Below are 26,102 nucleotides of genomic sequence, written 5' to 3' on the forward strand. Positions count from 1 at the left end.
GTGCGGTCAGCCGGGGGTCCGCGCGCCGACCAGGGCCAGCACCTCGTCGGCCACCCGGGCCCGGCCCCGGCCGTCCACCGTCGACCAGGCCCGCTCGGCCAGGGTGGCCCGCCGTCGCGGGGACTCCAGCAGCGCGCGCAGCGTCCGCGCGGCCTCCGCCCGGGCCGCCCGGCCGGCCAGCCCGGCGGCGGCCAGCGCGGGCAGCTCGCCCAGGCCGGCCGCGACGCCCTCGGCCACCACCCGGTGGTACGACTCCCGCTGGTTGTCCACCACGCAGACCAGCGCCGCCGCCGCGCCCAGGCAGCACAGCTCCCAGGTGGACGTGCCGGCGGCGCTGACCACCAGGTCGGCGGCGGTGATCAGGGCGGGCAGGTCGTCGGTGGGCGGGACGGGTCGCACGGCCTGCCCCCGGCCCGGGGCCAGCGCCGCCAGTGCCGCCTCGACGTCGGGCCGGCCGACGACCACGGTCAGGTCCATCGGGTGTCCGGTGGCGAGCAGCACCCGGGCCAGCACCGGCGCCGCCCCGAACGCGTCGGTGCCGCCGAAGAAGGCGAGCACCCGGGGCCGGCCGGCCGCCGTCGCCGGGCGCGGCGCCGCCGGCCGCGCGGCCAGCACGGAGTCGCGCAGCAGCGGGTACGCCGTCCCGGCGAGCAGCCGCCCGGGCAGCGGCCCGTGCGCGGCGCCGAGGTTCTGGTCCAGGTACACGTCGGCGTCCTGCCCCCGGGTGTCGCCGTCGACGACCGCGAGGGTCACCACCCCCGCCGCCCGCAGCGCCCCCGCCCCCGCCGGGTCCAGCTCGTACGAGTCGAGCACCATCACGTCCAGCCCGTGCCGGCGGGCCGCGGCGACCAGGTCCTCGGGGCGCTCCGGCCCCGGATGCAGCGGCACGCCCCGGTCGGCGAGCTGGCGGGCCGCCCAGGCGACCCCCTCGACCCTGCCGAAGAACTCGACCCGGGCGCCCCGGGCGAGGAACTCCTCGGCCAGGGCGAGGCAGCGGACCAGGTGCCCGACGCCGCGGGTCGGCCCGGCGTCGCAGCGCACCCCGACGCGTACCGTGCTCAGGACTCCTCCAGCCGCTTCTGCCGTACCGAGGCGTTCAGGGCGCGCAGCGCCGGCTGACCGGCCAGCCAGTCGGCGAGCTTCGCCAGCGGCACGCTGACGTCGCCGAAGTGGTCGGTCACCGCCCGGACCAGCGCCCAGTCCTCCTCGGTGTCGAGCGTGAGTCGCAGAGCCGAGCGGTCCGGCGTGAGCGTCACCCCGAGCACCCGGAACAGCTCCGGGTGGGTGTACGCGTACGAGGTTACGTGCACCCGGTGGTGCTCGGTGGCGATCCGGTGCAGCGTACGCAGCGTGTCGGCCCGGACGATCTCCGCGTCCAGCCCGCGCGGCAGCGTACGGGCGATCGAGGTGCTGGCGTAGTCCAGCCCCGGCACCGCCCGGTACACGTCGGCGACCAGCCGGACGATCTCCGGGTCCAGCAACGGGCAGTCGGCGGTGAACCGCATGACCGCGTCGGCGGGGTGCCGGTCCAGCGCGCCGACGAACCGGTCGAGCACGTCGTCGACGGGTCCCCGGTAACAGGCCACGCCGAGCCGGGCGCACTCCGCGACCACCGCGTCGTCCACCGGGTCGCTGCTGGTCGCGACCACCAGGTCGGCGAGCACCCCGGATTCGGCGGCGGCGCGGACCACCCGCCCGAGCACCGACCGGCCGGCCAGCGGCCGCAGCACCTTGCCGGGCAGCCGGGAGGAGCCCATCCGCGCCTGCACGATCCCGACGATCCTGGTCACGGCTGCCCCCCGCCCTCGCGGCGTTCCCGCAGCGCCGCCTTCGCCCGGCGCTTCGCCGCCCCCGCGCCCCGCTTGGCCAGCCGCGCCGGGGCGATGGCCAGCCGGCCGACCCGGTAGCTGAGCGAGCCGCTGAGCAGGTTGATGGTGGCCTCGGCCCGGCGCAGCGCCCGTTCCCGGGAGGTCAGCAGGTCCTCGGTCCAGCGCAGCAGCGCCGCCAGCCGGGTCAGCTCCTCCTTCTGCCGCAGCCACGCCTCGCGCAGTTGCTGGTGGCTGTCCAGTCCGGGCGGCGGCGCGGTCGGCTCGACCGCGCGCAGCTCCTCGGCGAGGGCGAGCCGGGCCGTCCCGTCGAGCCCGCGCAGCGCCGCCGTGACCGCCACCTCCGCGTCCACGGCCGCCGCCACGGTCGCCCGGTCCAGCTCCCGCCCGGCGATCCCGCCGAGCACCACCGTCAGCCCGGCCACGTCGAGGGTGGACGGCCACGGGTGGGCGTACCCGCCGGTGACCAGCGCCGCGGCGAACCGCCACAGGCCCCGGGCCAGCACCACGTCGACCGGCCACGCGTCGGCGGCCCGCCAGCTCGGGTCGAGCACCGCGAACACCGGTGTGGGGCCGGCGGCGTCGGCCACCACGACGTTGTCGGGTGCGGCCAGGGCCACCGCGCCGCCGAGCCGGCCGGCGTGGTCGGCGTGCCCGGCGAGCCAGTCCGCGTACCCACCCAGCAGCCGCCGCAGGGCGTCGAGGTCCCGGCGCAGGCACGCGTCGAGCAGCACCGTACGCAGCAGCCGTCCCCCGGGCACCGGCCCGGCCAGCGCCGACGGGTCGCGCCAGGCCGCCTCGCGGGTGGCGAACGGGGCGTCCCGCGTCGCCGTCACCGGCCCGGCGACCCGCCACCGCCAGCCCTCGGTCACCTCCACCGCGCCGATCCCGGGCGGCCCGGTCTGCACCAGCGCCACCGGCAGCCCGTCGGTCCGGGCCGGCGGCGCCGGCCGTCCGTCCGCCTCGGGCCCCGTGAGCGGCGCCGGCGGCCCGTCCGGTTCGATCCCCGTGAGCGGCGCCGGCGGCCCGTCCGGGGCGTCGCCGGCGCGCACGGCCAGCACCAGCCACCCGGGCGCGAGCGCCGCGCCGAGGCCGGCGTGCAACGCGTCGACCGCCAGGCGCGCCGGGTCCTGGAGCACCGGCCGGCCGGCGAAACCGCCGGCGCACGCGCCGTGCAGCACGGCGTCGAACAGCCCCGACGTGGTACGGCCGGCCAGCGCCTCGGCGTCCACCAGCGCGGTCGGCGCGGCCGTTGCGGGGTACGCGGCGAAGCAGCCGGACGGGCGCAGCCCCACCCCGGCCAGCCGGTCCCGGAGCTGGTCGAGGTTGGCCGGCCGCCCCGTGTCCAGCGCCCCGCCGACCGCCCAGTCGGCGTCGTCGCGCCCGGCGTACCAGGGCGCCGCGGCGACGATCCGGTCCAGCCCGGCCGGGTTGTCCAGCCGCAGCAGCAGGGTCCCGCCCGGGGCGAGCGCGGCGGCCAGCCGCTCCAGCAGGCCGTCCCAGCCGACCCGGGCGCCCTCCACCGACTCGACGGCGTCCAGCCCGCAGGCGGCGACCACCACGTCGAACGTCTCGTCGGCGGGCAGCCCGCCCGGGCCGCCGACCACCACCGAGACCGGGCGGTCGCCGGCCCGGTCGGCCAGGGCGACGCCGTCGGGGTAGCTGCGCAGCAGGCAGGTCACCTCGGCGTGGCCCAGCCGCTCCAGCAGGGCCGGGTCGTGCGGACCGGCCAGCAGGACGCGCGCGCCCGCCGGCACCACCCGCTCGACCAGTGCCGCGAGCGGCCCGCCGCCGGGCAGCCGCCGCTCGGGCAGGTCCGACCAGGCCAGCATCTCCCCGCCGGGCAGGGCGATCCGGGGCGCGGTCTCAGTCGTCAACTCGTTCCTCCTGGAGGTTCGCCCAGCCCAGCAGCTCCCGCAGCTCGGCCGGCGCGCAGCGGTGGTCGGTGCCCAGCTCGGCGCGGGCGATCTCGACGGCGGTGGGCAGGTGCACGGACTCGCCGTGCAGCTCCGGCCACTGCCGCCGGATCCGGGCGGTGCCGCCGAACGTCGGGTCCTCGTCGGCCAGCACCATCGGGTCGCCGTAGACGGCGGGCTCGCACCCCGCCGCGATGCCGTAGAAGATGGCGCTGGTCAGCCGGTTGGACGCGACCCGGCGGTGCCGGCGCAGCTCGGTGAGCTGCTTGTCGAGGAACAGCGGGTCCGTGTCCTTCCACCAGTGGCCCCGGTAGCCGTGGCAGATCACCCGGAACCCGGCCCGCTCGTAGAGCCGGCGCACCCGGCGCATGCCGTACTCGTGCCAGTACAGGCACACGGTGACCGGGCCGGGCTCGGTGTCGCGGATCCGGGCGATCAGCTCGCGGTGGTCGCCGCGCACGTGCTGGCCCTCCCAGCCGTGGAACGGGTACCAGATGGTGCCCTCCCGCTCCTCGGCCGGCGGGTCGTCGGGGCGCAGCGCCAGCAGGTACGCGAACGGCGCGCCGATCACCACGACGTTGCGTCGCCCCACCGACCAGGCTCGCCGCCGGGTCTGCTCCGACCACAGCAGGCTCGGCGTGCCCGCCACGTACGGGTGGCCGGGCGCGAGGCCGTCGCCGATGTTCCAGCCGTGCTGGACGTACCCGTTGATCCGCGGCGGGTGTCCGTCGCCCAGCCCGCAGTAGCGGGCCAGCACGTGCGCGTGCCCGTAGAAGTGGTTCGCGTGGTGCATCCGTGGCCCCTCAGGCGGCGGCGCGGGCCGGGGCGGCGTGCAGCGCGGCGGCCAGCGCGTCGACGACCCGCTCCTGGTCGGCGTCGGTGAGGTCGGGGAACAGCGGCAGCGAGAGCTGCTCGGCGTAGAACGCCTCGGCGACCGGGCAGGAGCCGCGCCGGTAGCCCAGGTCGGCGAACGCCGGGTGCCAGTGCGCGGGGATGTAGTTGACCTGCACCCCGATCCCGGCGGCGCGCATCGCGTCGTACACCGCGCGGCGGCGGTCCTCGTGCACCCGGATCGGGTACAGGTGCCAGGCCGGCCCCGCCCACGCCCGGCGGCCCGGGATCGACACCCCCGGCAGGTCGGCCAGGGCCTCGTCGTACCGGGCGACGAGTTCGGCGCGGCGGGCGAGGAAGGCGGGCAGCCGGCGCAGCTGGCTGCGGCCCAGCGCGCAGAGCACGTCGGGCAGCCGGTAGTTGAGCCCGAGCTCGTGCACCTCCTGGTGCCAGCCGCCCTCGTCCGGCCAGCGCTGCTCCTCGCGTACGCGGACCAGGCCGTGGTTGCGGAACCGCCGGGCCCGGGCCAGCAGCGCCGGGTCCACGGCGGCGATCGCGCCGCCCTCGGCGGTGGTGAGGTTCTTCGTCGGGAAGAACGAGAAGGTGGTGAGGTCGGCAAGCGAGCCGACGGGCCGGCCGTGGTAGGTGGCGCCGATGGAGTGCGCGGCGTCGGCGAGCAGCAGCGCGCCCGTGTCGCCCACGGCCGCGCGCAGGGCGTCGTAGTCGGCCGGGTGACCGGCGTAGTCGACGGCCGCCACCACCCTCGTCCGGTCGGTGAGCGCGGCGGAGACGGCCGCCGGGTCCAGGGTGAACGTCTCGGGCTCGACGTCGGCGAAGACGACCTTCGCGCCGAGGGCCACGGCGGTGCTGGCGGTCGCCACGAACGTCATCGGCGGGACCACCACCTCGTCGCCGGGGCCGACCCCGGCCGCCGCGTACCCGACGTGCAGCGCCGCCGTGCCGTTGGACACGGCCGCGCAGCCGGCGCCGCCGGTCCAGGCCGCGAGGTCGGCCTCGAACGCGTCGACCTGCGGGCCGGTGGTGAGCCAGTCGCTGCGCAGCGCCGCCACCACGGCGGCGACGTCGTCGTCGGTGACGGACTGCCGCCCGTACGGGAGCATCGCCGTCACGCCGCGATGCCGAGCATGTCGCGCAGCTGCTCCACGCTCAGCCACTCGTCGTTGCTGTCCGACTGGTACGCGAACCCGTCCGGCACCGGCTCGCAGTCGGCGGGCGGCTGGTAGCCCCAGCCGGCGATCGTCGGCTGGACGACGAACCGGTCCGCGAGACGCACGGTCCGCCGGCTGTCGTCCGGCGCGATCATCTCCTCGTGCAGCTTCTCGCCCGGCCGGATGCCGACCTCGTGGGTCGTCGCGTCCGGGGCGACCGCCTCCACCAGGTCCATGATCCGCATGCTGGGGATCCGCGGCACGAACAGCTCGCCGCCGCGCATCTGGTCGAACGAGTCGACGACGAACCGCACCGCCTGGTCGAGCGTGATCCAGAACCGGGTCATCCGCTTGTCGGTGATCGGCAGGCTGCGGCCCTCGGCGGCGAGCCGGCGGAACAGCGGCACCACCGAGCCGCGGCTGCCGACGACGTTGCCGTAGCGCACCACGGCGAACCGGGTCGGGTGGTGGGCGGCGTAGTGGTTCGCCGAGACGAACAGCTTGTCGCCGACCAGCTTCGTCGCGCCGTACAGGTTGATCGGGCTGGACGCCTTGTCGGTGGAGAGCGCGATGACCTTCTTCACGCCGGCGTCGATCGCCGCGTCGGCCACGTTCTGCGAGCCGCTGATGTTCGTGGCGATGAACTCCGACGGGTTGTACTCGGCGGTGTCCACCTGCTTGAGGGCGGCGGCGTGCACCACGTACTCCACCCCGTGCATCGCCCGGGTCAGCCGCTGCCGGTCCCGGATGTCGCCGAGGAACCAGCGCAGCCGGGGGTCGTCGCCCAACTGCTGGCGCAGCTCGTACTGCTTGAGCTCGTCCCGGGAGAACACCACCACCCGGGCCGGGTCGACCTCGGCCAGGAGGTGCCGCAGGAACGTGCGGCCGAAGGACCCCGTTCCGCCGGTGATCAAGATGGACGACCCGTTCAACTCGCTCAACTGGTGCTCCGATGGTGATGGGTTTCTCGGCCTGGCGGCCGGCGGACGGATCGGACGCTAGGCCGGGTGGGTTAACGGGCCGACGCCACGCGGTGAACGCGTGCGACGCTCGCGATGAACTGGGGCAAGCCCGGGCGGGGTGACCGACCAGGTCCGTCGCCCGCGCCCGGCGGCCGTCAGATCAGGTCCCAGCCCAGCGCGGTGCCCCGGGGCACGTCGCGGCGGAACGTGCGGCCGAGCACCCGGTCGAGGTCGACCGGCGGCAGCCCGCCCGCCGGCCGGATCGACCGGACGTTCTCGGCGGTCACCGGGTCGCCGGCCCGCACGTCGGCCACCACGTACAGCGACCGCCGGAAGCGCAGCCCCTCCCGCTCGGTCGGGGTGGGGCCGATGGCGGTGCTGCCCAGCGCCGCCCAGGCCCGCTCGGCCTCCACCCGCAGCTCGGCCAGCTCGGTCGGCTCCAGGGAGAAGTCCGAGTCCACCCCGCCGTCGGCCCGGCGCAGCGTGACGTGCTTCTCGATCAGGCAGGCTCCGAGCGCCACCGCGGCGACCGGCACCCCGATGCCGGGGGTGTGGTCGGAGAGCCCGACCGGCACGCCGAAGGCGTCGGCGAGCACCGGCAGCCGGCGCAGGTTGCTGTCCTGCGGTGGCGCCGGGTAGGACGCGGTGCAGGCCAGCAGCACGATGCCGCCGGCGCCGCCGTCGCGGGCGGCCCGGACCGCCGCGTCGATCTCGCCGATCGTGGCCATCCCCGTGGAGATGACCAACGGCTTGCCGGTGCTGGCCACCAGCCGGATCAGCGGCAGGTCGACCAGCTCCGACGAGGCGATCTTGTACGCCGGGACGTCCAGCTCCTCCAGCAGCTGCACGGCGGTGGCGTCGAACGGCGAGGAGAACGCCGTGAGCCCGTGCCGCCGGGCCCGCTCGAAGATCGGCTCGTGCCACTCGTACGGCGTGTGCGCCCGCTCGAAGAGCTGGTAGAGCCGCTCGCCGCCCCACAGCTCGTGCCCGCCGGAGATCCGGAACTCGGGCGCGTCCACGTCGATGGTGATCGTGTCCGGCGTGTACGTCTGGAGCTTGAGCGCGTGCGCCCCGCTCGCCGCGACCGCGTCCACGATGGCCAGGGCCCGGTCCAGGTCACCGTTGTGGTTGCCCGACATCTCGGCCACCACGAAGGGGCGCTCCCCGGTGCCGACCGCGTGCGGCCCGATCTTCACTGTCGCCGTCAAGTTCCCCTGCCCAGTTCCGTCCACACCACCTGGTGCGGCGTGCCGTCGACGTCCCGCTCGTAGCGCCGGACGATCTCGAATCCGAAGCGCCGGTGCAGTGCCAGCACCGGTCGGTTGGTGGCCAGCGTCTCCCCGCCGAGGGTCCGCGCGCCGAGGGTGTCGAAGGCGTACGCGATGGCGGCGCGTTCCAGCGACAACCAGGCCGGCATGAGCTGCCCGCGCGCGTCCAGGCCCTCGACGTCCAGATAGAAGCCCCAGGTCAGCGCCTTCTCGGGGCTGTCCACCCCGGAGAAGGTCACCACGCCGCAGGGCTCGCCCCGGTGCTCGTGCACCAGCAGCCGGCGGTCCGGGTCGGTCCGCACGACCGCCCACCAGGCGGCGTGCTCCGCCGGGCTGATCTCGTGTCGGGTGAGGCTGACCTCGCGGACCCGCGGGTGGTTGCGCCAGCGCAGGATCGTCTCCAGGTCGGCGTTCTCCGCCGGGCGGAGGCCGTCGGCGGCTCGGGTCGCGGTGTCGCTCATCCCTGGCCCGCCAGCGCGCTGGGCTGCCCGGCCGCGGCCTCGACGGGCCGGCCGGGCGGCCCGCTCCCGGGATCCGCCCCGGCGGGCGCGGGCTCGGCGGCGCGGGCCGGACGCACCCGGCCGGCCAGCCGGTGGGCCCGGCGCAGCGTGCTGTACGCGAGGTAGCTGTCCCGGGCGACCAACCGGTGCTTCAGCCCGGCCACCCCCACCGGCCGGGGGTAGCCGCCCGCCGGCAGGTACCGGTGGTAGTGCTCGGCCACCCGGCGGAAGAACGCGCGCCGTAGCCGCGGGTGCACCCGGCCCTCGTTGCCCACCACGACGAGGTAGTGGTTGACCATCAGGGCGAACAGGTCGGTGCGGATCCACTCCTGCGTGACGTGCCGGGCCACCCACTCGTGCAGCCGCTCGTACTGCGTGAACGCCTCGAAGTGCCGGCGGCTGCGGGTGGAGGTGATCGCGCCGAGGCGGCCCTGCCGGTAGCGGTAGCAGACCCGGTCCAGCACCGCGATCCGCTCGGCGGCGATCAGCAGCGGGTGGCTGAACGGGATGTCCTCGTACCAGCCGGGGTGGAAGCGCAGCCCCAGCTCGTCGAGGAACGTCCGGCGGACCACCTTGTTCCACGCGGTGTGCTGGACCCGCAGCAGCTCGGGCCGGTCGGCCAGGCGGACACAGCCGTCGATCCCGCGCAGCAGGTGGCTGCTCGCGTCGACCTCCAACCGGCCGTTCTCGTGCACCCGCAGGTGGTCCAGCAGCAGCACGTCCGGCTCGTCGCGGCGCAGCCGGTCCAGCACGGCCGGCACGCTGCCCGGGGGCAGCCAGTCGTCGCTGTCGACGAACCAGACGTACCGGCCGGTCGCCGCCTCCAGCCCGGCGTTGCGGGCGAGGCCGAGCCCGACGTTGCGGGTCAGCTCGACCACCCGCACCTGGGGGCGTCCGGCCGCGTACGACCGCAGCATCTCCCCGCACCGGTCCGGGGAGGCGTCGTCGACCGCGACCAGCTCGACGGCGTCCGCCTCGGCGGCGGGCAGCCCGCCCAGGACCGACTCCAGGCACTGGTACAGGTACGCCTCGACGCCGTGCACGGGCACGACGATGCTCAGCAGTGGGCTTCGCGTCGGCTCATTGACCACGCCCGACAATTTCGACCGCCCGGATGGACGGCCCCGGAACCTGGCGTTGCCGCCGGGCGTGGGATGGCTGAACAGCCACCCCACGGAGGGTTAACGCTTGAGGATCTGCCGCACCCGGCCACCCACCGCCGCCCGCACCCGGGCGGGCAGCCGCTGGCTGTTCAGCTCGGTGACGGTCTCCGTCAGCTCCTCGTTCCGGTCGCGCAGCCACTGGATGCGGGCGATCAGCTCGGCCGGGTCGACGGCGCTCTGCGCGCGTACGGCCGGGGGGTACGTCGTCGCGGCGACCTGCCGGTCGAAGCGGGCGGCGCTGTCGCCGTCGGCGAACGAGTGGCCCAGGTCGTGCTTGGCCAGGAAGCCCACCATCGTCTCGAAGCGGGCCTTGTGCCCGTTGTTCAGCGCGGTGTAGTCGGCCTCGTCGTAGAGCTGGATGGCGTCGATGTCGGCCGGCACGTCCTTCATGATCCGGTGCGGGATGTCGAAGTAGCGGGCCAGTTCCAGGGTGCGCGAGTCGTGCGCGAACAGGTAGCCCGGGGTGCCGGCGATCAGCGCCGTGATCGTGCCGTGGATGCGGGTGCCGAAGTTGAAGTCGAACCGGGACAGGTAGTCCATCCAGGTCCACGGGTCGACGAACATCCGTACCTTGTCCTCCAGGAACAGCGGGTGCGAGGTGTGGATCGGGATGGCGGCGCTCTTGCCCCGGTCCTCCTTCGCGTCGCCGTACAGGAGGGTGCCGAGGGTCTTCAGGTCCTGGGGGATGTACCGCAGGTTGGGGTAGCGCCGGTGGTGCGAGGTGATCACCTTCGCCATCGACTTCACGTACGGGGAGATCGTCAGCGCGACCCGGTCCTCGACCGTGAGCGTGGCCTTCTTCTTCTCCACCCGCAGGCTGTCGCCGTGCAGGAACATCGACGGGCAGCCGATCACGTCGACCGCGGAGAAGCCCAGGGCGCGCAGGTAGCTCTCGGTGATCTCGCCGCGGACGCCGATCGTGTGCGACCGGTCGAGCACCGCCTTGACGAACCTCTTCACCCCGTCGTCGAGCGGACGCAGGTACTCGCGGTCGCCGTCGACGTTCGTCTGCGCGCCGACGCCCATGACCACCACCGGGATCTTGAGCCGCTCGATGAGCCGGGTCATGTTGACGAGCCGGTGGGCGTAGCTGCGCCGGAAGGCGTTCGCCAGCGGCACCACGAAGACGTCGTACCGCTCGTTGATCTCGTCCGCGTCGCGCGGGTTGGCCCGGAACTCCGAGGAGGTGATCTCCGCCGTCGCGGTCCGCAGGATCTTGTGCGCCGCGTGGCTGAACACGAGATTGCCTGTGTTGTCGCCGATCCAGTTGCGCTCGAACGTCTCCTCGGGGGAATAGACGTCGAACGGGCCCTTCTTGGCCCGCAGCAGGATCCGCTTGTGCATCAGGGGCTTCCCTCTCATCGTGTCCGCGCCGCCGCCGCCGCGATAGTAGGTCATTCCAGCCCCGCCGTCGGGTACGCGCACGCCGAGCGGCCGTCGCCGCCGGCCCGCCCGGTAGGGTGCCCGGCATGACCAGCGCCCCCGCCCTCGTACGCGCCGAGGCGCCGGCCCGCCCGGCGAGCCGGCTGCCCTCGCTGACCGGGCTGCGCTGGATCGCGGCCCTGCTGGTCTTCGGCTACCACGTCGGCACGATGCGGGTCGTCGCCGAGCCCGACTACCAGGCCGTCGTCAGCTGGGCGTTCAGCCTCGGCCTGTCCGGCGTGGAGTTCTTCTTCATCCTCAGCGGCTTCGTGCTGGTGTGGTCGGCCCGGGACGGGGATCGCCGGCGGGACTTCTGGCGCCGCCGGCTCGCCAAGGTCTATCCCAACCATCTGCTGATGTGGGCGGTGGCGCTGCTGGCCGGGGTCTGGCTGTTCGCCGAGCCGGTGAACGTCCGCGCCGCCGTGGAGAACCTCCTGCTCGTCCAGGCCTGGGACCCCACCCCGGGATACTTCTACAGCGTCAACTCGGTGAGCTGGTCGCTGTCCTGCGAGCTGTTCTTCTACTTCTGTCTGCCGTTCGCGCTGCCCGTGGTGCGGCGGGTGCGCCCCGGGGTGCTGTGGGCGGTGGTCGTGGCGGTGCCCCTGCTGATCCTGGCGCTCTGGCCCGGCCAGCGCCTGGTGCCGCAGGAGAGCACCTGGTGGTTCACCCAGATCTTCCCGGTGGTGCGCTCGCTGGAGTTCTGGATGGGCGTCGCCGCGGCCGAGCTGCTGCGGCGGGGCCGCTGGCGGGGCCCCCGGCTCACCGTGGCCAGCCTGGCCTTCGTGGCCACCTGGATCGTCGCCGCGCAGTGGGTCCGCGCCGAGCTGTGGGCGGCGCTGCTCGCCGCGGCGTACGTGCTGGTCATCGCGGCCGCGGCCGACGCGGACGTGCGCGGCGCGCGGACACCCTGGCGCAGCCGCCCGATGGTCTGGCTCGGCGAGGTCTCCTTCGCCTTCTACCTGGTGCACGTCTTCGTCATGATCACCGTCCTGCGGCTGGCCGGCCGGCTCGGCGCGGGACTGCCCGGCTGGTGGGGCCCGCTGGCCGCGATCGGGTTCCTGCTGGTAAACCTCGGGCTGGCCGCGCTGCTGCACCGCTTCGTGGAGGTGCCGCTGACCCGCCGGCTCGGCCCGGCCCGCCGACCCCGGCGGCCCCGGCCCCCGGCCGCGGAGCCCACCGTCGCGCCGCCGTCGGCTGCGGAAGCCACCGTCGCGCCGCCCACGGTCCCCGCCCCGCGCGGGCGCCCCCGCGAGTACGCCGCTCTCCCCGATCGCTGACCGCCCCGGCTCGCCGGCCGCCCGCTTGGCGCTGGCCGCCTGCTTGGCGCTGGCCGCCCGCTTGGCGCCGGCCGCCTGCCGCCGACCGGTGGCGGCGCGCCCCGAGTGCAGAGCCCCCACGCCGACCCCCCCACGCGGAGCCCCCACGCGTGCCGGCCGAACCACCGGCGGTCGGCTGCTGTGGAGCTGCCCCGTCTGTGCGTCCGGGGACTGCCCCGTCTGCGCGGGCAGCTCCACATTGGCCGACAGCGCCGGTTCGGCCCAGGCGGCACGCGGGCATTCCCGACCGGATCGTGCCGGACGCGCCGACACGCCCGGCGTCCGTGCGCCGTACCGTCGGCGACGGTAGCGTGGACGCGTGCCGTCCGTCGCGCTCACCTGTCCTCTGTGGTGGGTCGCGCGCTCGGCCGCCCGGATGCTGACCAGCCTCGCGGTCGCGGTCGCCTTCTCCCTCGGGGCCGGCTCGCTGCCGTTCGACGCCGTGATCCCCGCCGACGCGTCTGCCGTCCGGTCCCCGGCCGGCGGTCTCTCCATCAGCGCCGTCGGTCACACCGACCCCGGCGCCCCGTTCGCCGGCCGGCCGGTCGTGCTCGGCGCGCCCGCCGGGGCGGCCCCGGCTCCGGGCGCCCCGGTCGGGCTCCGCGCCGTCGCGGACCACGCCGCGGCGAGCGTGGGCACCGCCGCCGCGTACACCGCCAATGCTCTCCCGGCCGGGGCGGCCATGCCGCCGCTACCCACCGCGCACCCCGTGGCCCGGGCGGCCGGGCCGGGCCGGGCGCCGCTCGGGCCCGCCCCCGCCGCTTCCGGCCCCCGCGCGCCCCCGCGGCCCTGACGCCCCGCGGGCCGAGCCCGCTTCCACCGCGCTCCAGGACCCCTCGCGTTCCCGCCGGCCCGACTCCGGTGGCGCTCCCGCGCCGCCCGGTCGGTCGGTGCGGGCTCCGCTTCCGCATCCACCCCGTGAGGTGCCGACGTTGGACACCGTTCTCTACCAGTTCCTGATCGAGGTGCCGCAGGCCGCCGTCATCTGGTTGGTCCTGCTCGTGCTGGCGCTGACCGTGCTCACCGTCCTGGTGACCCGCCCGCAGCGGGACCAGCCGGCGGGCGATCCCGCTCCGTCCGCCGTCGAGGCCGCCGCCGAGGAGTTGGCCGACCTGCGCCGGTACGCCGAGGAGGTGGCCGTGGCGGCGGCCGGCGCCGCGCGGACCGCCCGCCGCCGCCGCGACGCGTGGCTCGCCGCGCAGGAGGCCGCCGAGCGGGCCTGGCGGGCGTACGACGCGGCGGAGACGGCCGCCCGCCGGTTCGGCGGCGCGGGTGCCCTGCCGACGCCCCGCACCCCCCGCACCCCCACCGAGTACGCGGCCCGCGAGCGCTGGCTGCACCACGCCGCCACGGCCGCCCACCTGCGCGGCGAGCTGTCGATGGGGCAGCTCTGCGACGTCTTCGCCCGACGCGGCGGCTGGGACCCCCGGCGGCACCCGGTGGAGCAGGAGGTCGTGCTGGCCCGTGCGGTACGCGACGGCAGGCGGGCCGGGTACCTGGCGGCGGCGGAGCGGGAGCGGGCCGCCTGGCGCGACGCCGAGCTGGCCGCCGAGGCCGCCCGGATCCTGGCGGCCGAAGCGTCCGCCGCGGCCGAGCGGGCCCGTCCCGCCCCGGCGCCCCTAGCCCCCGCGGCGGTCTCGTCCCGGCGGCCCGCGTGGGTGGCCCGGTGGCGTCCGGCCCGGGCCGGCTGACCCCGGCCCGCGGCCCGGGCTGACTGGACCCGGCCCGCCCACATGCTGGGCCGACGGGCCGAACTCTGCCGGGTGAGCCCGGTCACGTCGCCTCGGAAACGGGCGTCGGCAACCATTCGGTGTGTTTGAAGACTGCAAGTCCCCGACGATCACGACCGATTGTCCGATTGTCGACCGGCGGCGCCGGAATGGTCGCCTATCCCATTGAGTCACGTCAGTTCCCGGATGTGCCGCAAAAAAATCGGCCGTCGAAGGTTTAAGCAGGTGACACGCGGTTGGCAGGCCGGCGACCGGCCAGTAGTGTCGGCCCGTCCGGTGCGGTAACCGATCGCAAGAGGCGACGCCGCGCCGACCCGCTCAATCGTGACCAACACGAACCGGGGACCCAGTGCACGTGTGGGGTGAATCCGCGGGCCACGGCCCGTGGTAGGGCGATCTTCCCGCCCGAATCCGTCAGCTAACCCGGTAGGCGGTGTCGGAAGGAGTTCCATCCTCGTGCAGCACCACCACACCTCTTGGTTGTCCGTCCCGTGGAGGAACGCGTGAACGACAACCTGAAGCAGCAGCTGCGGCGTCTCGCCGCCCGGCGGCCGTACCAGATCGTCGCCGGCTCGGCCGCGGCGCTCCTGCTCGCCTCCGGCACCGGGGCGCTGCTCGCGAACGGCGACGACGCCTCCGCCCCCCGGCAGGCCACGACGGCCGTCGCCGAGATCGCCCCCCGCCTCGACGGCGCGGCGACCCGGGGCCAGGCCCGGGCCGTGACCGACGCGCCGAGCGCCACCTCGACCGCGGCGAACCCGGACCTGACGGCCACCGCCGCCCCCACGCAGTCCGAGTCGAGGCCGGCCGCCCCCAAGCCGCCGTCGTCGAAGGCCCTCGACTACGACTACCAGGCGCAGACGACCTACTACAACTGCGGCCCCGCCGCCGTGCGCAACGCGCTGTCGGCCACCGGGATCGCCAGCGACCAGGACACCCTGGGCGTCAAGCTCGGCACCACCGAGATGGGCACCAACTCGGCCGAGGACACCACCCGGGTGCTCAACCAGATGGTCAAGGGCAGCCCCTACAAGACCCGGATGATCCCGGGCAACGCCGCCACCCCGGCGCAGATGGACCAGCTCCAGGCCGACGTGGTCAAGGCGATCTCGGCCGGGCGGGGCGTCGTGGTGAACATCGCCGGCTCCGCCACCGACGTCGACGGGGGCTGGCACTCGTTCCCCGGCGGCCACTACATCGCCGTCGTCGGGTACGAGGACCAGGGCCGCACGGTGAAGATCGCCGACTCGGCGAACCCGGCCGTGCCGTCGTACTGGATCAGCACGATCGCGCTGGCGAACTGGGCCGCCACCCGCGGCTACTCGGCCTGACCCGTCCTCCCCGCACACCGGGCGCCGGCCCGCCCTGGGCCACAACGCCCACGTCGAGGACCCGGCCGCGGTCCTGGCCCTCCTCGCCCCGTACGCGACGCCCGCGCGGGGCTGACCTCGCCCCGCACGCGGGCCGACCGGCCGGGTCGGCTGACCGGCCGGGTCGGCTGATCAGCCGGGGTGAGGGCGCCGGGTCAGGCTGTCGGGGACAGGGGGGAGCCGTCGTGGGCGACGGCCTCGGCGGCGCGCGGCGTGGGCGCGGCGGTCGGCTCCCCGCCGGCCGCCAGCTCCCGTCGGGCCGCCGCCAGGAACGCCTCGGCGTACGACTCGGCCGGGAAGTCGCCCAGGTACCGGGCCCGGGTCGCCCACCGGGCCGCCGCCGACGGGTCGGTGTCCAGCAGCCGCCCGAGCACCTCGTCGAGGTTGCCGGCGTCCCGCCGCAGCACGTAGCCCGACCCGGCCAGCGGGAACCGCTCGACGAACCGGTCGCCGTCGGCGCCCATGTCCGTCACCGCGTACGGCTTGCCCGAGTAGAGGTAGTCGGAGATCACGCCGGAGACGTCCGAGACGAGCGCGTCGGAGCGGTTGACGCAGTCGACCAGGGACATCCCCCGGCTGGCCGCGGCACCCCAGACGTGCTGGCGGCCGGTGCGGGCACGGTCCGCCGCGAGCAGCTCCTCCAGCCGGGCGAGCTGCCGGGCCGACGCCGGGTTCTGCGAGGTGTACGGGTGGGCGCGCAGGATCACCGTGGCGCCCCGGGCCAGCAGCCCCCGGACGATCGTCTCGCCCACCGGCAGCGAGCAGTAGTTGGCGTCGGCGTGGTGGCCGGTCCACGTCGGCGTGTACAGCACGGTCGGGTTCGCCAGGCCGGTGACCTGCGCCCGGCGTACCTCGATCGACTCGACCTGCGGGCGGCCGACCACCACGAACTTCTCGGCCGGGATCTCCACGCCCGCGCGGGCGTACCGGTCGATCGCCGCCGGGCCGGCGACGAAGATCCGGTCGAAGATGGCCGAGACCGGGTTCGCGCTCGGCGCCTTGTCGCTGTCGCCGTGGTGGATCTGGATGTGGGTGAGCTGCGAGAACCGGATGCAGTGGCTGTTCTTCGCCCCGTGGTTGACGTAGAACGCCACCCGCAGGCTCGGCACCAGCGCCTCGTCCATCGTCCTGGTGGTCGGGCAGTAGACCACGGGGGCCGTGGTGGCCGCCGCGATCGGGGCGAGGAACTCCGGCTCCCGGACCAGCACCAGGAACGGCCGGCCGATCCGCTCCAGGTACGGCAGCCACATGGTGACCTGGTACTCGGACCCGGGCGGGGCGGAGAAGTGCAGCAGGAACTCCGGCTGGTGCCGGCGCAGCGCCCGGGCCACCGCCCCGCCGCCCGCGCCCGGGCGGAACCGGCGGCGGGCCAGGTCCAGGGCGACCGCCCCGGCGGCGGCGCCGACGAGCAGGGCCGCCACCAGCGCGACCGCGGCGGGCAGCGCCAGCGCGGCGGCCAGGGCGACGGCGGCGAGCAGCGCCAGCAGGGCGTCGCCCAGCCCGGCGGCGACCAGCGGCGTCCACGACCGGACGGGCAGGTTGGCGGCCCGGATCTCCAGGTTGCCGGCCTGCCGCAGCGGGCCGACGAGCAGCACCAGCCCGAGCAGGACGAGCGCGGTGGCGGCCAGGGCCGGGTCGAAGCCCGCGTCGAGCCGGCGCGCGTACCCCACCAGGACGCCAGCGGCGAGCAGCACCGCCTCGGCGGTGCTGTCGGCCGCCGGCCGGACCCGGCGCTCCCAGGCCGCGGCGGCGAGGGCCGCCACCGCGAGCGCCAGCCCCCAGCCGGTCGCGCCGGTGAGCGCGAGGACGAGGAACGCCAGCACCGCCAGGCCGGTGGCCGCCGCCCGGGCGGTCAGCTTCCTGACCAGGTCACCACGCATGTCGGTACCCGCTTCTCCCGCCGCGCCGGCGAACTCAGCCGGCCGTCGCCGGGGCGGCGGGCTTGCCGGCCTGGCCGGGAATGCCCGCCGCGGGCGCCTCGCCCGGCGCCCGGCGCACGTCGATGACCTGCCCGGTGAGCTCCGAGACCAGCACGTCCAGCGACGACTGGGCGACCGTCTCGGCGGCGAGCAGGGTGTGCTCCGGCTCCTCGCCGAACGCCTTGGTGCGCATCGGGGTGGCGGTGCGCTCCGGGTTGATGCAGTTCACCCGTACGCCGTACTCGGCCCACTCGTCCGCGAGGGCCTGGGTCAGGTTGACCAGGGCGGCCTTGGTCGCCGAGTAGAGCGCGTAGCGGGCCCGGCCCCGGGTGTACGAGCTGGAGGTGTAGAGCAGCAGCTGGCCCTTGGTCTGCTGCAGGTACGGCAGGGACTGCCGGGCGATGGTGACCGGGCCCACGAAGTTGACGTGCAGGACCCGGTCCATCGTCTCCTGGTCCATCTCGGTCAGCTCGCCCTTCTCCAGGATGCCGGCGGTGACGACCACGTGGTCGATCCGGCCGGTGGCCTCGAAGGCGGTCCGCAGCGCGGCCTCGACGTCCTCGGCGCGCTCGACGTGGGTGCCGGTGGTGGAGCGGCTGAACGGGAAGACCTGCGCGCCGTAGCCGCGGGCCAGCTCGGTCAGCTCGTGGCCGATGCCGTAGCTGCCGCCGAAGACGACGATCGTCCGGCCGGTCAGCTCCTCGGTGTAGGCGCGCTGGTCGGTCAGCCGGGGCGCCTGCGCGGCGGCGAGCTGGAACAGCTTGTCCGCCAGGTGCACGTCGACCGGGTGGGTGACCTTGATGTTCTCGTCCGAGCCGTCGATCACCTTGATCGGGGTGCCGGGCAGGTAGCGCAGCACCACGCCGCAGTCGTCGGTGGCGGCGAAGTTCGGGTCGTCCGCCGCGATCCGGTACGCCTCGCGGATCGTGCCCGAGCGGAACGCCTGCGGGGTCTGGCCGCGGCGCAGGGTGGAACGGACCGGGATGTCGGTGATGCAGTCGTTCTCGTCGACCTGGACGATCGTGTCGGCCGACGGGATGGCCACGTCGACGGCCGAGTATGTCCACAGCGCGTTGACGCACTCGCGCACGATGCGGGCGCTGACCAGCGGACGCACGGCGTCGTGGAAGAGGATGTTGACGTCGCCCTCGCCGACGGCGTCCAGCGCGATCCGGGTGGTGGCGTTACGGGTGTCGCCGCCCTCGACGACCTTGCTGACCTTGCGGAAGCCGGCCTTGTCGACGATCTGCTGCGCCTCGGCGACGTGCCCCGCGGCCATCAGCACGATGATCTCGTCGATCTCGGGGGCCGCCTCGAAGACCGCCAGGGTGTGCTCGATGATCGGCTTGCCGGCGATCTTCAGCAGCTGCTTGGGGATGCCGAGGCCCAGCCGGGTCCCGGTGCCGCCGGCCAGCACCACCGCCACTGTCCGCGCGGGCCGCCACGGTGCCGGGGTCTCCGGTGCGGCGTCCAGGCCAGCGGTGTGGTCCTGCGTCATGTGCCGATCCTCACTTCCGGGGGAGGGATGCCAAACGTTGGGTTGCGACCGCACTACGGCCGGGTGAACGATAACGCGTACGCCGCGCCGCCCCCAGGGACGACGCGGTGGGTCGGCACCCGCACGACACCGTACGGGCGCCGCAGCCCTACTTGCCGTTCGAGAATTCCTCGTAGGCGCGCAGCACCTCGTCGGTCGGGCCGTCCATCCGCAGCACGCCCGACTCCAGCCAGATCGTCCGTTCGCAGGTGTCGCGGACGGAGGAGAGCTGGTGGCTGACCAGGAACACCGTCCCAGCGCTCTCCCGCAGCTCGCGTACCCGCTGCTCGCTGCGCTTGCGGAAGCCCTTGTCGCCGGTCGCGAGCGCCTCGTCGATCAGCAGCACGTCGTGCTTCTTGGCCGCCGCGATGGAGAACCGCAGCCGGGCGGACATGCCGGAGGAGTACGTCCGCATCGGCAGCGAGGCGAAGTCGCCGCGCTGGTTGATCCCGGAGAACTCGATGATCTCCGGAGCGAGCCGCGCGACGTCGTCGGGGCGCATGCCCATGGCCAGGCAACCCAGTGTGACGTTCCGCTCACCGGAGAGGTCGTTGAGCAGGGCCGCGTTGACGCCGAGCAGCGACGGCTGACCCTGGGTGTAGACCGCGCCCCGGTTGACCGGCAGCAGCCCGGCGATGGCCCGCAGCAGGGTCGACTTGCCGGAGCCGTTGCTGCCGATCAGCCCGATCGCCTCGCCCCGGTACGCGGTGAAGCTGACCCCCTTGACCGCGTGCACCTCGCGGACGTTCGGCGCGGAGGTGCGGGACACGATCCGCTTCAGGGCGGCGACCGGGCTGGTGCCGCCCGTGGCGCCCTTGTGCACCCGGTAGACCACGTGCGCGTCGTCGACCACCACGGTCGGGATGCGCTCGGTGATCCTCGGCAGGGTCACGGTGACGTCGTTGGACGCCTCGATGTAATCAACCACGGCCGTACTCCTGTTCCCCGCGCCAGAAGTAGATGAAACCCCCGACGCCCATCAGCAGCGCCCAGCCCACCGCGTACGCCCAGGCCTGCAGCATCGAGGAGCTGAGCAGCGGCGCGCCCTCCAGCAGCGCGTGCCGGGCCAGCTCGATGTAGACCAGCATCGGGTTCGCCTCGACCAGGCGGGTCGCCCAGCCCGGCAGCCGCTCCTCGAACAGGGCGACGCTGTAGAGCACGCCGGAGCCGTACATCCAGGTGCGCAGGACGAACGGCATGACCTGCTTGAGGTCGGCGATCTTCGCGCCCATCCGGGCGACCGTCATGGTCAGCCCCGCGTTGAACACCGCCTGGAGCAGGACCGTCGGCACCAGCAGCAGCCACTCGACGGTGAGCGGCTCGCCGGTCACCAGGACGATGCCGACGAGCACCAGCAGCGAGGCCAGCAGCTGCTGGAACTGGGTGAGCATGACGGCCAGCGGCAGGCAGGCCCGGGGGAAGTGCAGCGCCCGGATCAGCCCGAGGTTGCTGGTGATCGACTGGGTGCCGTTCTGCACGGTGGTCTGGGTGAAGTTGAAGATGAACAGCCCGGCGGTCAGGTACGCGATGAAGTTCGGGATGCTGTTCTGGTTCAGCACCACACCGAAGATCAGGTAGTAGACCGCCGCGTTGGTCAGCGGGGTGAGCACCTGCCACAGCTGCCCGAGCCGGGCGTTGCTGAACGAGGCGACCAGCTTGGCGTTGGAGTACGCGGCGATGAAGTGCCGGTACGCCCACAGGCGGCGGGTGTACTCCGCCAGGGACGGCCGCTCGCCGGCGACCCGCAGCCCGTACCGGGCGGCCAGCTGCGCCTGGGTCAGGCCGGCGTCGGGATCGGCCAGCGCGGTGTTGGCCATGGGATGGGCGCTCCGATCTTGTGGGGCAACGGGATGCGCGTGAACGATATCGAGCGTGGCCGGTGCGTGGATCGCCGCCTCGTCGCTGCGTGGAAGGTAGTCCAAAACACGTCGGGACGCAACCGTACCGTCGTTGCGCTACATTGTTCCACGTGACAGCCGAGAAGAGTCACGTGACGACCGGGAAGCGGCGGGCGCCGGCCGGCGCGGCGGTGCTCCGTGGGGAGATCACCACGGCCATCCGGCGCGCGTTGATGCAGGAGCTGGCCGCCGTCGGCTACGGCCGGCTCTCCATCGAGGCGGTCGCCCGCCGGGCCGGGGTCGGCAAGACCGCGATCTACCGGCGGTGGAGCTCGAAGCTCGAACTGGTGCTGGAGGTCGTCGCCGCCGCCGCCGGCAGCAAGCTGCCCGCGCTGGACACCGGCACCCTGCGCGGCGACCTCGCCCTGCTGTTCCAGGTGCTGGCGCACGCCCTGCGCCACCCGCTGGCCTCGCAGATCATCCCGGACCTGCTCGCCGAGGCGGCCCGCAACCCGGAGATCGACGAGACCCTCCAGGCGCTGCTGCGCGCCAAGCAGCAGGAGATCGGCGGCTCGCTCGTCGCCCGGGCCGTCCGACGCGGCGAACTGCCGGCCGACACCGATCCCGAGGCGGCCGTGGACCTGATCGTCGGGCCGCTGTACTGGCGGCTGGCCATCGCGCGCACCGCGCCGGCCGAGGCGTACCTCGACGCGCTGGTCGAGGCGGTGGCGGCCGGGCTCGGCGCCGCCCCGGCCGTGCCCCGGCAGCGGGACGCCGTGCCGGTCGCCCCCGCCTGAGCGGCGCCGCGCGGCCCCCGGCCGTGACCCCGCCGCACGGCGGCGCCCCCGACCCACGCCCGGCCCGGGGCGTCAACCCCGTAGGGAGACCGTCAGGGTGTCGCGTCCAGCGGCAGCCGGGAGACGATGTGCCGGGCGATTTCCAGCGAGCTGGTCGCGGCGGGGGACGGCGCGTTGAGCACGTGCACCTGCCGGTCCGCCTCGACGATCAGGAAGTCGTCCACGAGGCCGCCGTCGGGCAGGATCGCCTGGGCGCGTACCCCCGCTCCGGCCCGGACGATGTCGTCCGGGGTCAGCTCCGGCACCAGCCGCGCCAGGCTGGCCGCGAACCGCTTCCTCGACAGCGACCGGGCCACCTCGGTCAGGCCGTACCGGTAGTGCCGGCGGCCCAGCGCCCACAGGCCCCGGTACGTCAGCTCGTCCCAGACGTCGCGCGGGCTGAACCGCCCCCACGAGTAGCCCTCCCGAGCCGTGGCCAGCACGGCGTTCGGACCGGCGTGCACGCTGCCGTCGATCATCCGGGTCAGGTGCACCCCGAGGAACGGGAACTGCGGGTCCGGCACCGGGTAGATCAGCCCGCGCACCAGGCCGCGGCGCTGGGGGGTCAGCTCGTAGTACTCGCCGCGGAACGGCACGATCCGCACCGGCGTCGGCACCCCGGCCAGCCGGGAGACCCGGTCGGCGTGCAGGCCGGCGCAGTTGATCAGCACGTCGCCGACCATGTCGCCGCCGGTGGTGTCCACCACCACCCCCTCGGGCCGGGTGGCGATCCCGGTCACCTCGGTCCGCGTGCGCAGGTCGGCGCCCCCGGCGGCGAGCAGCGCCGCGAGCGTGCGGCAGACCGCGCCGAAGTCCACGATGCCGGTCGAGGCGACGTGCAGCGCGGCCACGGCCGCCACGTGCGGCTCGTACTCGGCGGCCTCCGCCGCGTCGAGCAGCCGCACCGGCAGGCCGTTGGCCACCGCCCGCTCGTGCAGCGCGTGCAGCCGCGGCAGCTCCGCCGGTTCCGTGGCCACGATCAGCTTGCCGCAGATGTCGTACGACAGCCCGTGCTCGGCGCAGAACTCGACCATCGACGCGCTGCCGGCCCGGCACAGGGTCGCCTTGAGGCTGCCCGGCTTGTAGTACACCCCGGCGTGGATCACGCCCGAGTTGTGGCCGGTCTGGTGGGCGGCCCAGCCGGCCTCCTTCTCCAGCACGGTCACCGAGTCGCCGGGTCGGTCGGTCATCAGCCGGTGGGCCACCGCCAGGCCGACGATGCCGCCGCCCACGACCACGAACCTCGTCATCTCGTCCCCCCTGCCGGCGTATTCCGAGGTGGATGGTAGCCAAGCCGGACGTGCCCGATTCGTCGCAGCCGACCCGGGGTGGCCTAGACTGCACCGGGTCGACTTCTAGGGAGTCTCATGTCAGACGACGTCATCGCGCTCGGTCAGCCCACGGTCGGGGAGGCGGAGCTCGCGGCGATCGCCGAGGTCTTCGCCTCCGGCTGGCTGGCGGGCGCCGGACCGACGTGCCGCAGGTTCGAGGAGCGCTTCGCCGCCGCGACGGGCACCGCCCACGCGCTGGCCACCAACAACTGCGGCGCCGCCCTGCACCTCGCCCTGCTCACCCTCGGCGTCGGCGCGGGCGACGAGGTCATCGTCGGCGACTACACGTTCCCCGCCACCGGACACTCGGTGATGTGGACGGGCGCGAAGCCGGTCTTCGCCGACGTCCGCCCCGACATCTGGACGGTCGATCCCGCCGCCGTCGAGGCCGCCATCACCCCCCGTACCGTCGGGATCATCGCGGTCGACGTCGCCGGCCAGCCGGCCGACTACGACGAGCTGCGCGCCATCGCCGACCGGCACAAGCTGTTCCTGGTCGAGGACGGCGCCTGCGCCGCCGGCGCCACCTACAAGGGCCGCCCGGCCGGCAGCCTCGCCGACATCGCCGCGTTCAGCTTCCACGGCCGCAAGGGCATCACGGCCGGCGAGGGCGGGGCGCTCACCTCGGACCGCGAGGACCTCGTCGCCCACGCCCGGAAGCTGCACACGTACGGCATCGAGGGCGCGCTGACCCGGGCGGCCTCCACCGACCTGCCCATCCCGACCTTCGACGAGCTGGGCTACAACTACCGGCTCTCCGACGTCGCCGCGGCGATCATGCTCGCCCAGCTGGACCGGCTGCCCGACCTGCTGGCCACCAAGCGGCGCATCGCCGCCCGCTACGGCGAGCTGCTCAAGGACCTCGACCTGGTCACCGTGCCCGCCGAGCTGCCGGACCGGGAGCACCCGTGGCAGGCGTACATCCTCACCCTCGACCCCTCGGTCGACCGGGGCGCGGTGGCGACGGGGCTGCGGGGGCGCGGCGTGCAGTGCAACTTCGGCACGTACGCCTCGCACGTGCAGCCGCTCTACGGCGAGCCGGCGCGGCCGTGCCCCGTCTCGGCCGACGTCTTCGCCCGCCACCTCGCGATCCCGATGCACGCCAACCTGACCGACGAGCAGGTCGACCGGGTCGCCGCGACCGTGCGCGAGGTCGTCACCGCGGTCGCCGCCGGTCGCTGAGTCATCCTTGAAGGGAACCGAATCCGCATGAGCAAGAAGGTCTTCATCACCGGCGGCGCCGGTTTCATCGGGCTGCACGTGATCCCGCTGCTGTTGGAGAAGGGCTACGAGGTCCGCATCTTCGACAACATGGCGCGCGGCGACCGGGCCCGGGTGAACGAGCTGGTCAAGACCGGCAAGGTCGACCTGGTCGAGCAGGACGTGCGCTACGGCGGCGCGGTGCACAACGCGATGAAGGGCTGCTCCCACGTCATCCACTTCGCGACCGTCTCGATCAACAAGAGCCAGGCCGACCCGTACGAGTCCATCGACATCAACATGGTCGGCAACAACAACGTCTTCGCCGCCGCCGCCGACCACGGCGTGCAGCGGCTGGTGTTCGCCTCCTCGGCGTCGGTCTACGGCGACCCGAAGAAGCTGCCGATGCACGAGGACGACCAGCTCGACCCGCTCACCCCGTACTGCATCTCCAAGCGGGCCGGCGAGGACCTGCTCGGCTACTACCAGCGCAGCAAGGGCCTGTCCTGGATGGCGCTGCGCTTCTTCAACGTGTACGGCCCGGGCCAGAAGATCGAGGCGTACTACACCAGCGTCATCAACACCTTCATCCAGCGGCTGCGCGCCGGCCAGGCCCCGATCATCGACGGCAAGGGCGAGCAGTCGATGGACTTCATCCACGTCACCGACCTGGCCCGCGCCGTGGTCGCGGCGTTGGAGTCGGAGCAGGACAACATGCCGCTGAACATCGGCACCGGGGTGGACACCTCCATCGCCCAGCTGACCAAGATCCTGATCCAGGCGGTGGGCACCGACGTCGAGCCCATCTTCAACCCGCGCGACGTGCTGGTCAGCCGCCGGGCCGCCGACATCACCCGGGCCCGCGAGGTGCTCGGCTGGGAGCCCCGGATCACGGTCGAGGAGGGCATGAACGAGCTGGTGCGGAACTCCGCCCCGGCCGCCTGAGCCCCGAGACGCCGTGGGGGCGCCGGCCACCGGCCGGCGCCCCCACGCCCGTCGTCTGCGCGGTGTCCACGGTCGCCGTGCCGGTCACCGGATCAGCCGTCGGCGCCGAGAACCGGCGGCGTCACTCCTTCTCCGAGGCCATGGCCTTGGCCCATGCGGACAGCTCGGCGGCGACGTCGTCGGGCAGGCCCGCCGGCAGGTTGGCGCGGCCCTTCAGGTACTGCTCGAAGGCGTCGACCACGTCCTCCGTGCAGCCACGCCGGGACAGGCCCACCCGGTTGACGCCGGTGGCCCGGGCCGGGTTGCCCACGGTGATGGTGAACGGCTCCACCGCGCGGCGCACCGCCGAGCCCATGCCGACCATGGCGCCGGGGCCGACCTGGCCGCGCTGGTGCACCACCGTGCCCAGCCCGATGTTGGCCCAGGACCAGACGTGGGTGTGCCCCCCGAGCAGCACGGCGTCCGTGATGGTCACCCCGTCGTTGAGCACGCAGTCGTGCCCGATGTGGCTGCTGGTCAGCAGGTAGCAGTCGGCGCCGATCCGGGTTGTCTCCTGGATGCCCTGGTTGACCGTGACGAACTCCCGGAGGACGTTGTTGTCGCCGATCACGACGCCGCCTCCCGCGCGCCCGCCGTCGGGGTCCCAGGCGGCCGGGTGGGGACCGCCCCGGTACTCGGCCGGGGTCCCGATCACCACGTGCGGCCCGATCCAGTTGCCGTTGCCGATCCGGGTCGGCCCCACGATCACGCTGTACGGGCCGATCGTGTTGTCGTCGCCGAGCTGCACGTCGGCCCCGATGACGGCGGTCGGGTGGATGGTGTTCGCCATGCTTGTCCGCTCTGCAAGGTGTGTCCGGCTGATGGCCGGCCGGCAGGGCCGGCGCCGGTCGGAGAGCCTACCGGACGGGTGGGTCCGCCCCGGCCGGCCGCGGCTGCCGGGCGGGGCGGACCGCGGGTTCGGGAGGTGCGGGCAGGGCCTCCTGGCAGGACGGCAGTCACCGCCTGTTCACGGCGCTGAGGTAG

The 26,102-nt window shown here is 74.4% G+C and carries 23 protein-coding genes and 1 riboswitch; of the genes, 7 read left to right on the top strand and 16 right to left on the bottom strand.

Annotated elements, in window-relative coordinates:
- Positions 1-6: 6 nt before the first annotated feature.
- From ACGFIZ_RS10265 to ACGFIZ_RS10310, 10 genes are all read right to left on the bottom strand, one after another.
- A complete protein-coding gene (locus tag ACGFIZ_RS10265; RefSeq protein WP_393417980.1) occupies positions 7-1,062 on the bottom strand; it encodes a PseG/SpsG family protein in 1,056 nt (351 codons plus the stop codon).
- Complete coding sequence (locus tag ACGFIZ_RS10270; protein ID WP_393417775.1) at positions 1,059-1,790, bottom strand: cytidylyltransferase domain-containing protein; 732 nt, start codon at positions 1,788-1,790, stop codon at positions 1,059-1,061. The genes ACGFIZ_RS10265 and ACGFIZ_RS10270 overlap by 4 nt, the downstream gene beginning before the upstream one ends.
- Complete coding sequence (locus tag ACGFIZ_RS10275; RefSeq protein ID WP_393417777.1) at positions 1,787-3,703, bottom strand: class I SAM-dependent methyltransferase; 1,917 nt, start codon at positions 3,701-3,703, stop codon at positions 1,787-1,789. Before ACGFIZ_RS10275 ends, ACGFIZ_RS10270 begins: the two co-directional genes overlap by 4 nt.
- A complete protein-coding gene (locus ACGFIZ_RS10280) occupies positions 3,693-4,535 on the bottom strand; it encodes a hypothetical protein (protein WP_393417779.1) in 843 nt (280 codons plus the stop codon). The genes ACGFIZ_RS10275 and ACGFIZ_RS10280 overlap by 11 nt, the downstream gene beginning before the upstream one ends.
- A 10-nt stretch (positions 4,536-4,545) precedes the next feature.
- The gene (locus tag ACGFIZ_RS10285) at positions 4,546-5,703 is read right to left on the bottom strand and encodes a DegT/DnrJ/EryC1/StrS family aminotransferase (RefSeq protein WP_393417781.1); all 1,158 of its coding nucleotides are present in this window, start codon (positions 5,701-5,703) and stop codon (positions 4,546-4,548) included.
- Positions 5,700-6,683, bottom strand: a complete 984-nt coding sequence (gene pseB / locus ACGFIZ_RS10290) for a UDP-N-acetylglucosamine 4,6-dehydratase (inverting) (protein WP_393417783.1) — start codon at positions 6,681-6,683, stop codon at positions 5,700-5,702. The genes ACGFIZ_RS10285 and pseB overlap by 4 nt, the downstream gene beginning before the upstream one ends.
- A 176-nt stretch (positions 6,684-6,859) precedes the next feature.
- Positions 6,860-7,912, bottom strand: a complete 1,053-nt coding sequence (gene pseI, locus ACGFIZ_RS10295; protein WP_393417785.1) for a pseudaminic acid synthase — start codon at positions 7,910-7,912, stop codon at positions 6,860-6,862.
- The gene (gene pseH, locus ACGFIZ_RS10300; RefSeq protein WP_393417787.1) at positions 7,909-8,433 is read right to left on the bottom strand and encodes a UDP-4-amino-4,6-dideoxy-N-acetyl-beta-L-altrosamine N-acetyltransferase; all 525 of its coding nucleotides are present in this window, start codon (positions 8,431-8,433) and stop codon (positions 7,909-7,911) included. The genes pseI and pseH overlap by 4 nt, the downstream gene beginning before the upstream one ends.
- On the bottom strand, positions 8,430-9,563 hold the full coding sequence (locus ACGFIZ_RS10305; protein WP_393417789.1) for a glycosyltransferase family 2 protein: 1,134 nt from the start codon (positions 9,561-9,563) through the stop codon (positions 8,430-8,432). The genes pseH and ACGFIZ_RS10305 overlap by 4 nt, the downstream gene beginning before the upstream one ends.
- A gap of 90 nt (positions 9,564-9,653) precedes the next feature.
- Positions 9,654-10,979 carry a polysaccharide pyruvyl transferase family protein gene (locus ACGFIZ_RS10310; protein WP_393417791.1) on the bottom strand — a complete coding sequence of 442 codons (1,326 nt, stop codon included), beginning with the start codon at positions 10,977-10,979 and terminating at the stop codon, positions 9,654-9,656.
- 125 nt (positions 10,980-11,104) lie between these two features.
- Here ACGFIZ_RS10310 and ACGFIZ_RS10315 point away from each other — a divergent pair, with 125 nt between their 5' ends.
- From ACGFIZ_RS10315 to ACGFIZ_RS10330, 4 genes are all read left to right on the top strand, one after another.
- Positions 11,105-12,334, top strand: coding sequence for an acyltransferase family protein (locus ACGFIZ_RS10315; protein WP_393417793.1), 1,230 nt, complete (start codon positions 11,105-11,107; stop codon positions 12,332-12,334).
- A gap of 358 nt (positions 12,335-12,692) precedes the next feature.
- A complete protein-coding gene (locus ACGFIZ_RS10320; protein ID WP_393417795.1) occupies positions 12,693-13,166 on the top strand; it encodes a hypothetical protein in 474 nt (157 codons plus the stop codon).
- Positions 13,167-13,296: 130 nt separating this feature from the next.
- A complete protein-coding gene (locus tag ACGFIZ_RS10325; protein WP_393417797.1) occupies positions 13,297-14,064 on the top strand; it encodes a hypothetical protein in 768 nt (255 codons plus the stop codon).
- Positions 14,065-14,408: 344 nt separating this feature from the next.
- A riboswitch (cyclic di-AMP (ydaO/yuaA leader) is annotated at positions 14,409-14,551 on the top strand.
- Positions 14,552-14,594: 43 nt separating this feature from the next.
- Positions 14,595-15,434 (top strand): C39 family peptidase, encoded by an 840-nt coding sequence (locus tag ACGFIZ_RS10330; RefSeq protein ID WP_393417799.1) that lies wholly within the window; start codon positions 14,595-14,597, stop codon positions 15,432-15,434.
- A 194-nt stretch (positions 15,435-15,628) separates the two neighbouring features.
- Here ACGFIZ_RS10330 and ACGFIZ_RS10335 read toward each other — a convergent pair whose 3' ends face one another.
- From ACGFIZ_RS10335 to ACGFIZ_RS10350, 4 genes are all read right to left on the bottom strand, one after another.
- On the bottom strand, positions 15,629-17,353 hold the full coding sequence (locus ACGFIZ_RS10335; protein WP_393417801.1) for a CDP-glycerol glycerophosphotransferase family protein: 1,725 nt from the start codon (positions 17,351-17,353) through the stop codon (positions 15,629-15,631).
- A 34-nt stretch (positions 17,354-17,387) separates the two neighbouring features.
- Positions 17,388-18,890 carry a D-ribitol-5-phosphate cytidylyltransferase gene (locus tag ACGFIZ_RS10340; RefSeq protein WP_393417803.1) on the bottom strand — a complete coding sequence of 501 codons (1,503 nt, stop codon included), beginning with the start codon at positions 18,888-18,890 and terminating at the stop codon, positions 17,388-17,390.
- Positions 18,891-19,038: 148 nt separating this feature from the next.
- The gene (locus ACGFIZ_RS10345) at positions 19,039-19,857 is read right to left on the bottom strand and encodes an ABC transporter ATP-binding protein (protein ID WP_393417805.1); all 819 of its coding nucleotides are present in this window, start codon (positions 19,855-19,857) and stop codon (positions 19,039-19,041) included.
- Positions 19,850-20,746 carry an ABC transporter permease gene (locus ACGFIZ_RS10350; protein ID WP_393417807.1) on the bottom strand — a complete coding sequence of 299 codons (897 nt, stop codon included), beginning with the start codon at positions 20,744-20,746 and terminating at the stop codon, positions 19,850-19,852. The genes ACGFIZ_RS10345 and ACGFIZ_RS10350 overlap by 8 nt, the downstream gene beginning before the upstream one ends.
- A 212-nt stretch (positions 20,747-20,958) precedes the next feature.
- On the opposite strand from ACGFIZ_RS10350, the gene ACGFIZ_RS10355 reads away from it, so the two are divergent.
- Complete coding sequence (locus tag ACGFIZ_RS10355) at positions 20,959-21,564, top strand: TetR/AcrR family transcriptional regulator (protein WP_393417982.1); 606 nt, start codon at positions 20,959-20,961, stop codon at positions 21,562-21,564.
- 92 nt (positions 21,565-21,656) lie between these two features.
- Here the strand turns inward: ACGFIZ_RS10355 and lhgO are convergent, their stop codons facing one another.
- The gene (gene lhgO / locus ACGFIZ_RS10360; protein WP_393417809.1) at positions 21,657-22,853 is read right to left on the bottom strand and encodes an L-2-hydroxyglutarate oxidase; all 1,197 of its coding nucleotides are present in this window, start codon (positions 22,851-22,853) and stop codon (positions 21,657-21,659) included.
- Positions 22,854-22,970: 117 nt separating this feature from the next.
- Here lhgO and ACGFIZ_RS10365 point away from each other — a divergent pair, with 117 nt between their 5' ends.
- Together ACGFIZ_RS10365 and ACGFIZ_RS10370 are read left to right on the top strand one after the other, a co-directional pair.
- Positions 22,971-24,116 (top strand): DegT/DnrJ/EryC1/StrS family aminotransferase, encoded by a 1,146-nt coding sequence (locus ACGFIZ_RS10365; RefSeq protein WP_347666955.1) that lies wholly within the window; start codon positions 22,971-22,973, stop codon positions 24,114-24,116.
- Between the two features lie 27 nt (positions 24,117-24,143).
- Positions 24,144-25,079, top strand: coding sequence for an NAD-dependent epimerase/dehydratase family protein (locus ACGFIZ_RS10370; protein ID WP_393417811.1), 936 nt, complete (start codon positions 24,144-24,146; stop codon positions 25,077-25,079).
- Positions 25,080-25,200: 121 nt separating this feature from the next.
- Here the strand turns inward: ACGFIZ_RS10370 and ACGFIZ_RS10375 are convergent, their stop codons facing one another.
- Positions 25,201-25,908, bottom strand: a complete 708-nt coding sequence (locus tag ACGFIZ_RS10375; RefSeq protein ID WP_393417813.1) for a UDP-N-acetylglucosamine acyltransferase — start codon at positions 25,906-25,908, stop codon at positions 25,201-25,203.
- Positions 25,909-26,102 lie beyond the last annotated feature (194 nt).

It is taken from the genome of Micromonospora sp. NPDC048830 (assembly GCF_043198215.1).
GTDB lineage: Bacteria > Actinomycetota > Actinomycetes > Mycobacteriales > Micromonosporaceae > Micromonospora.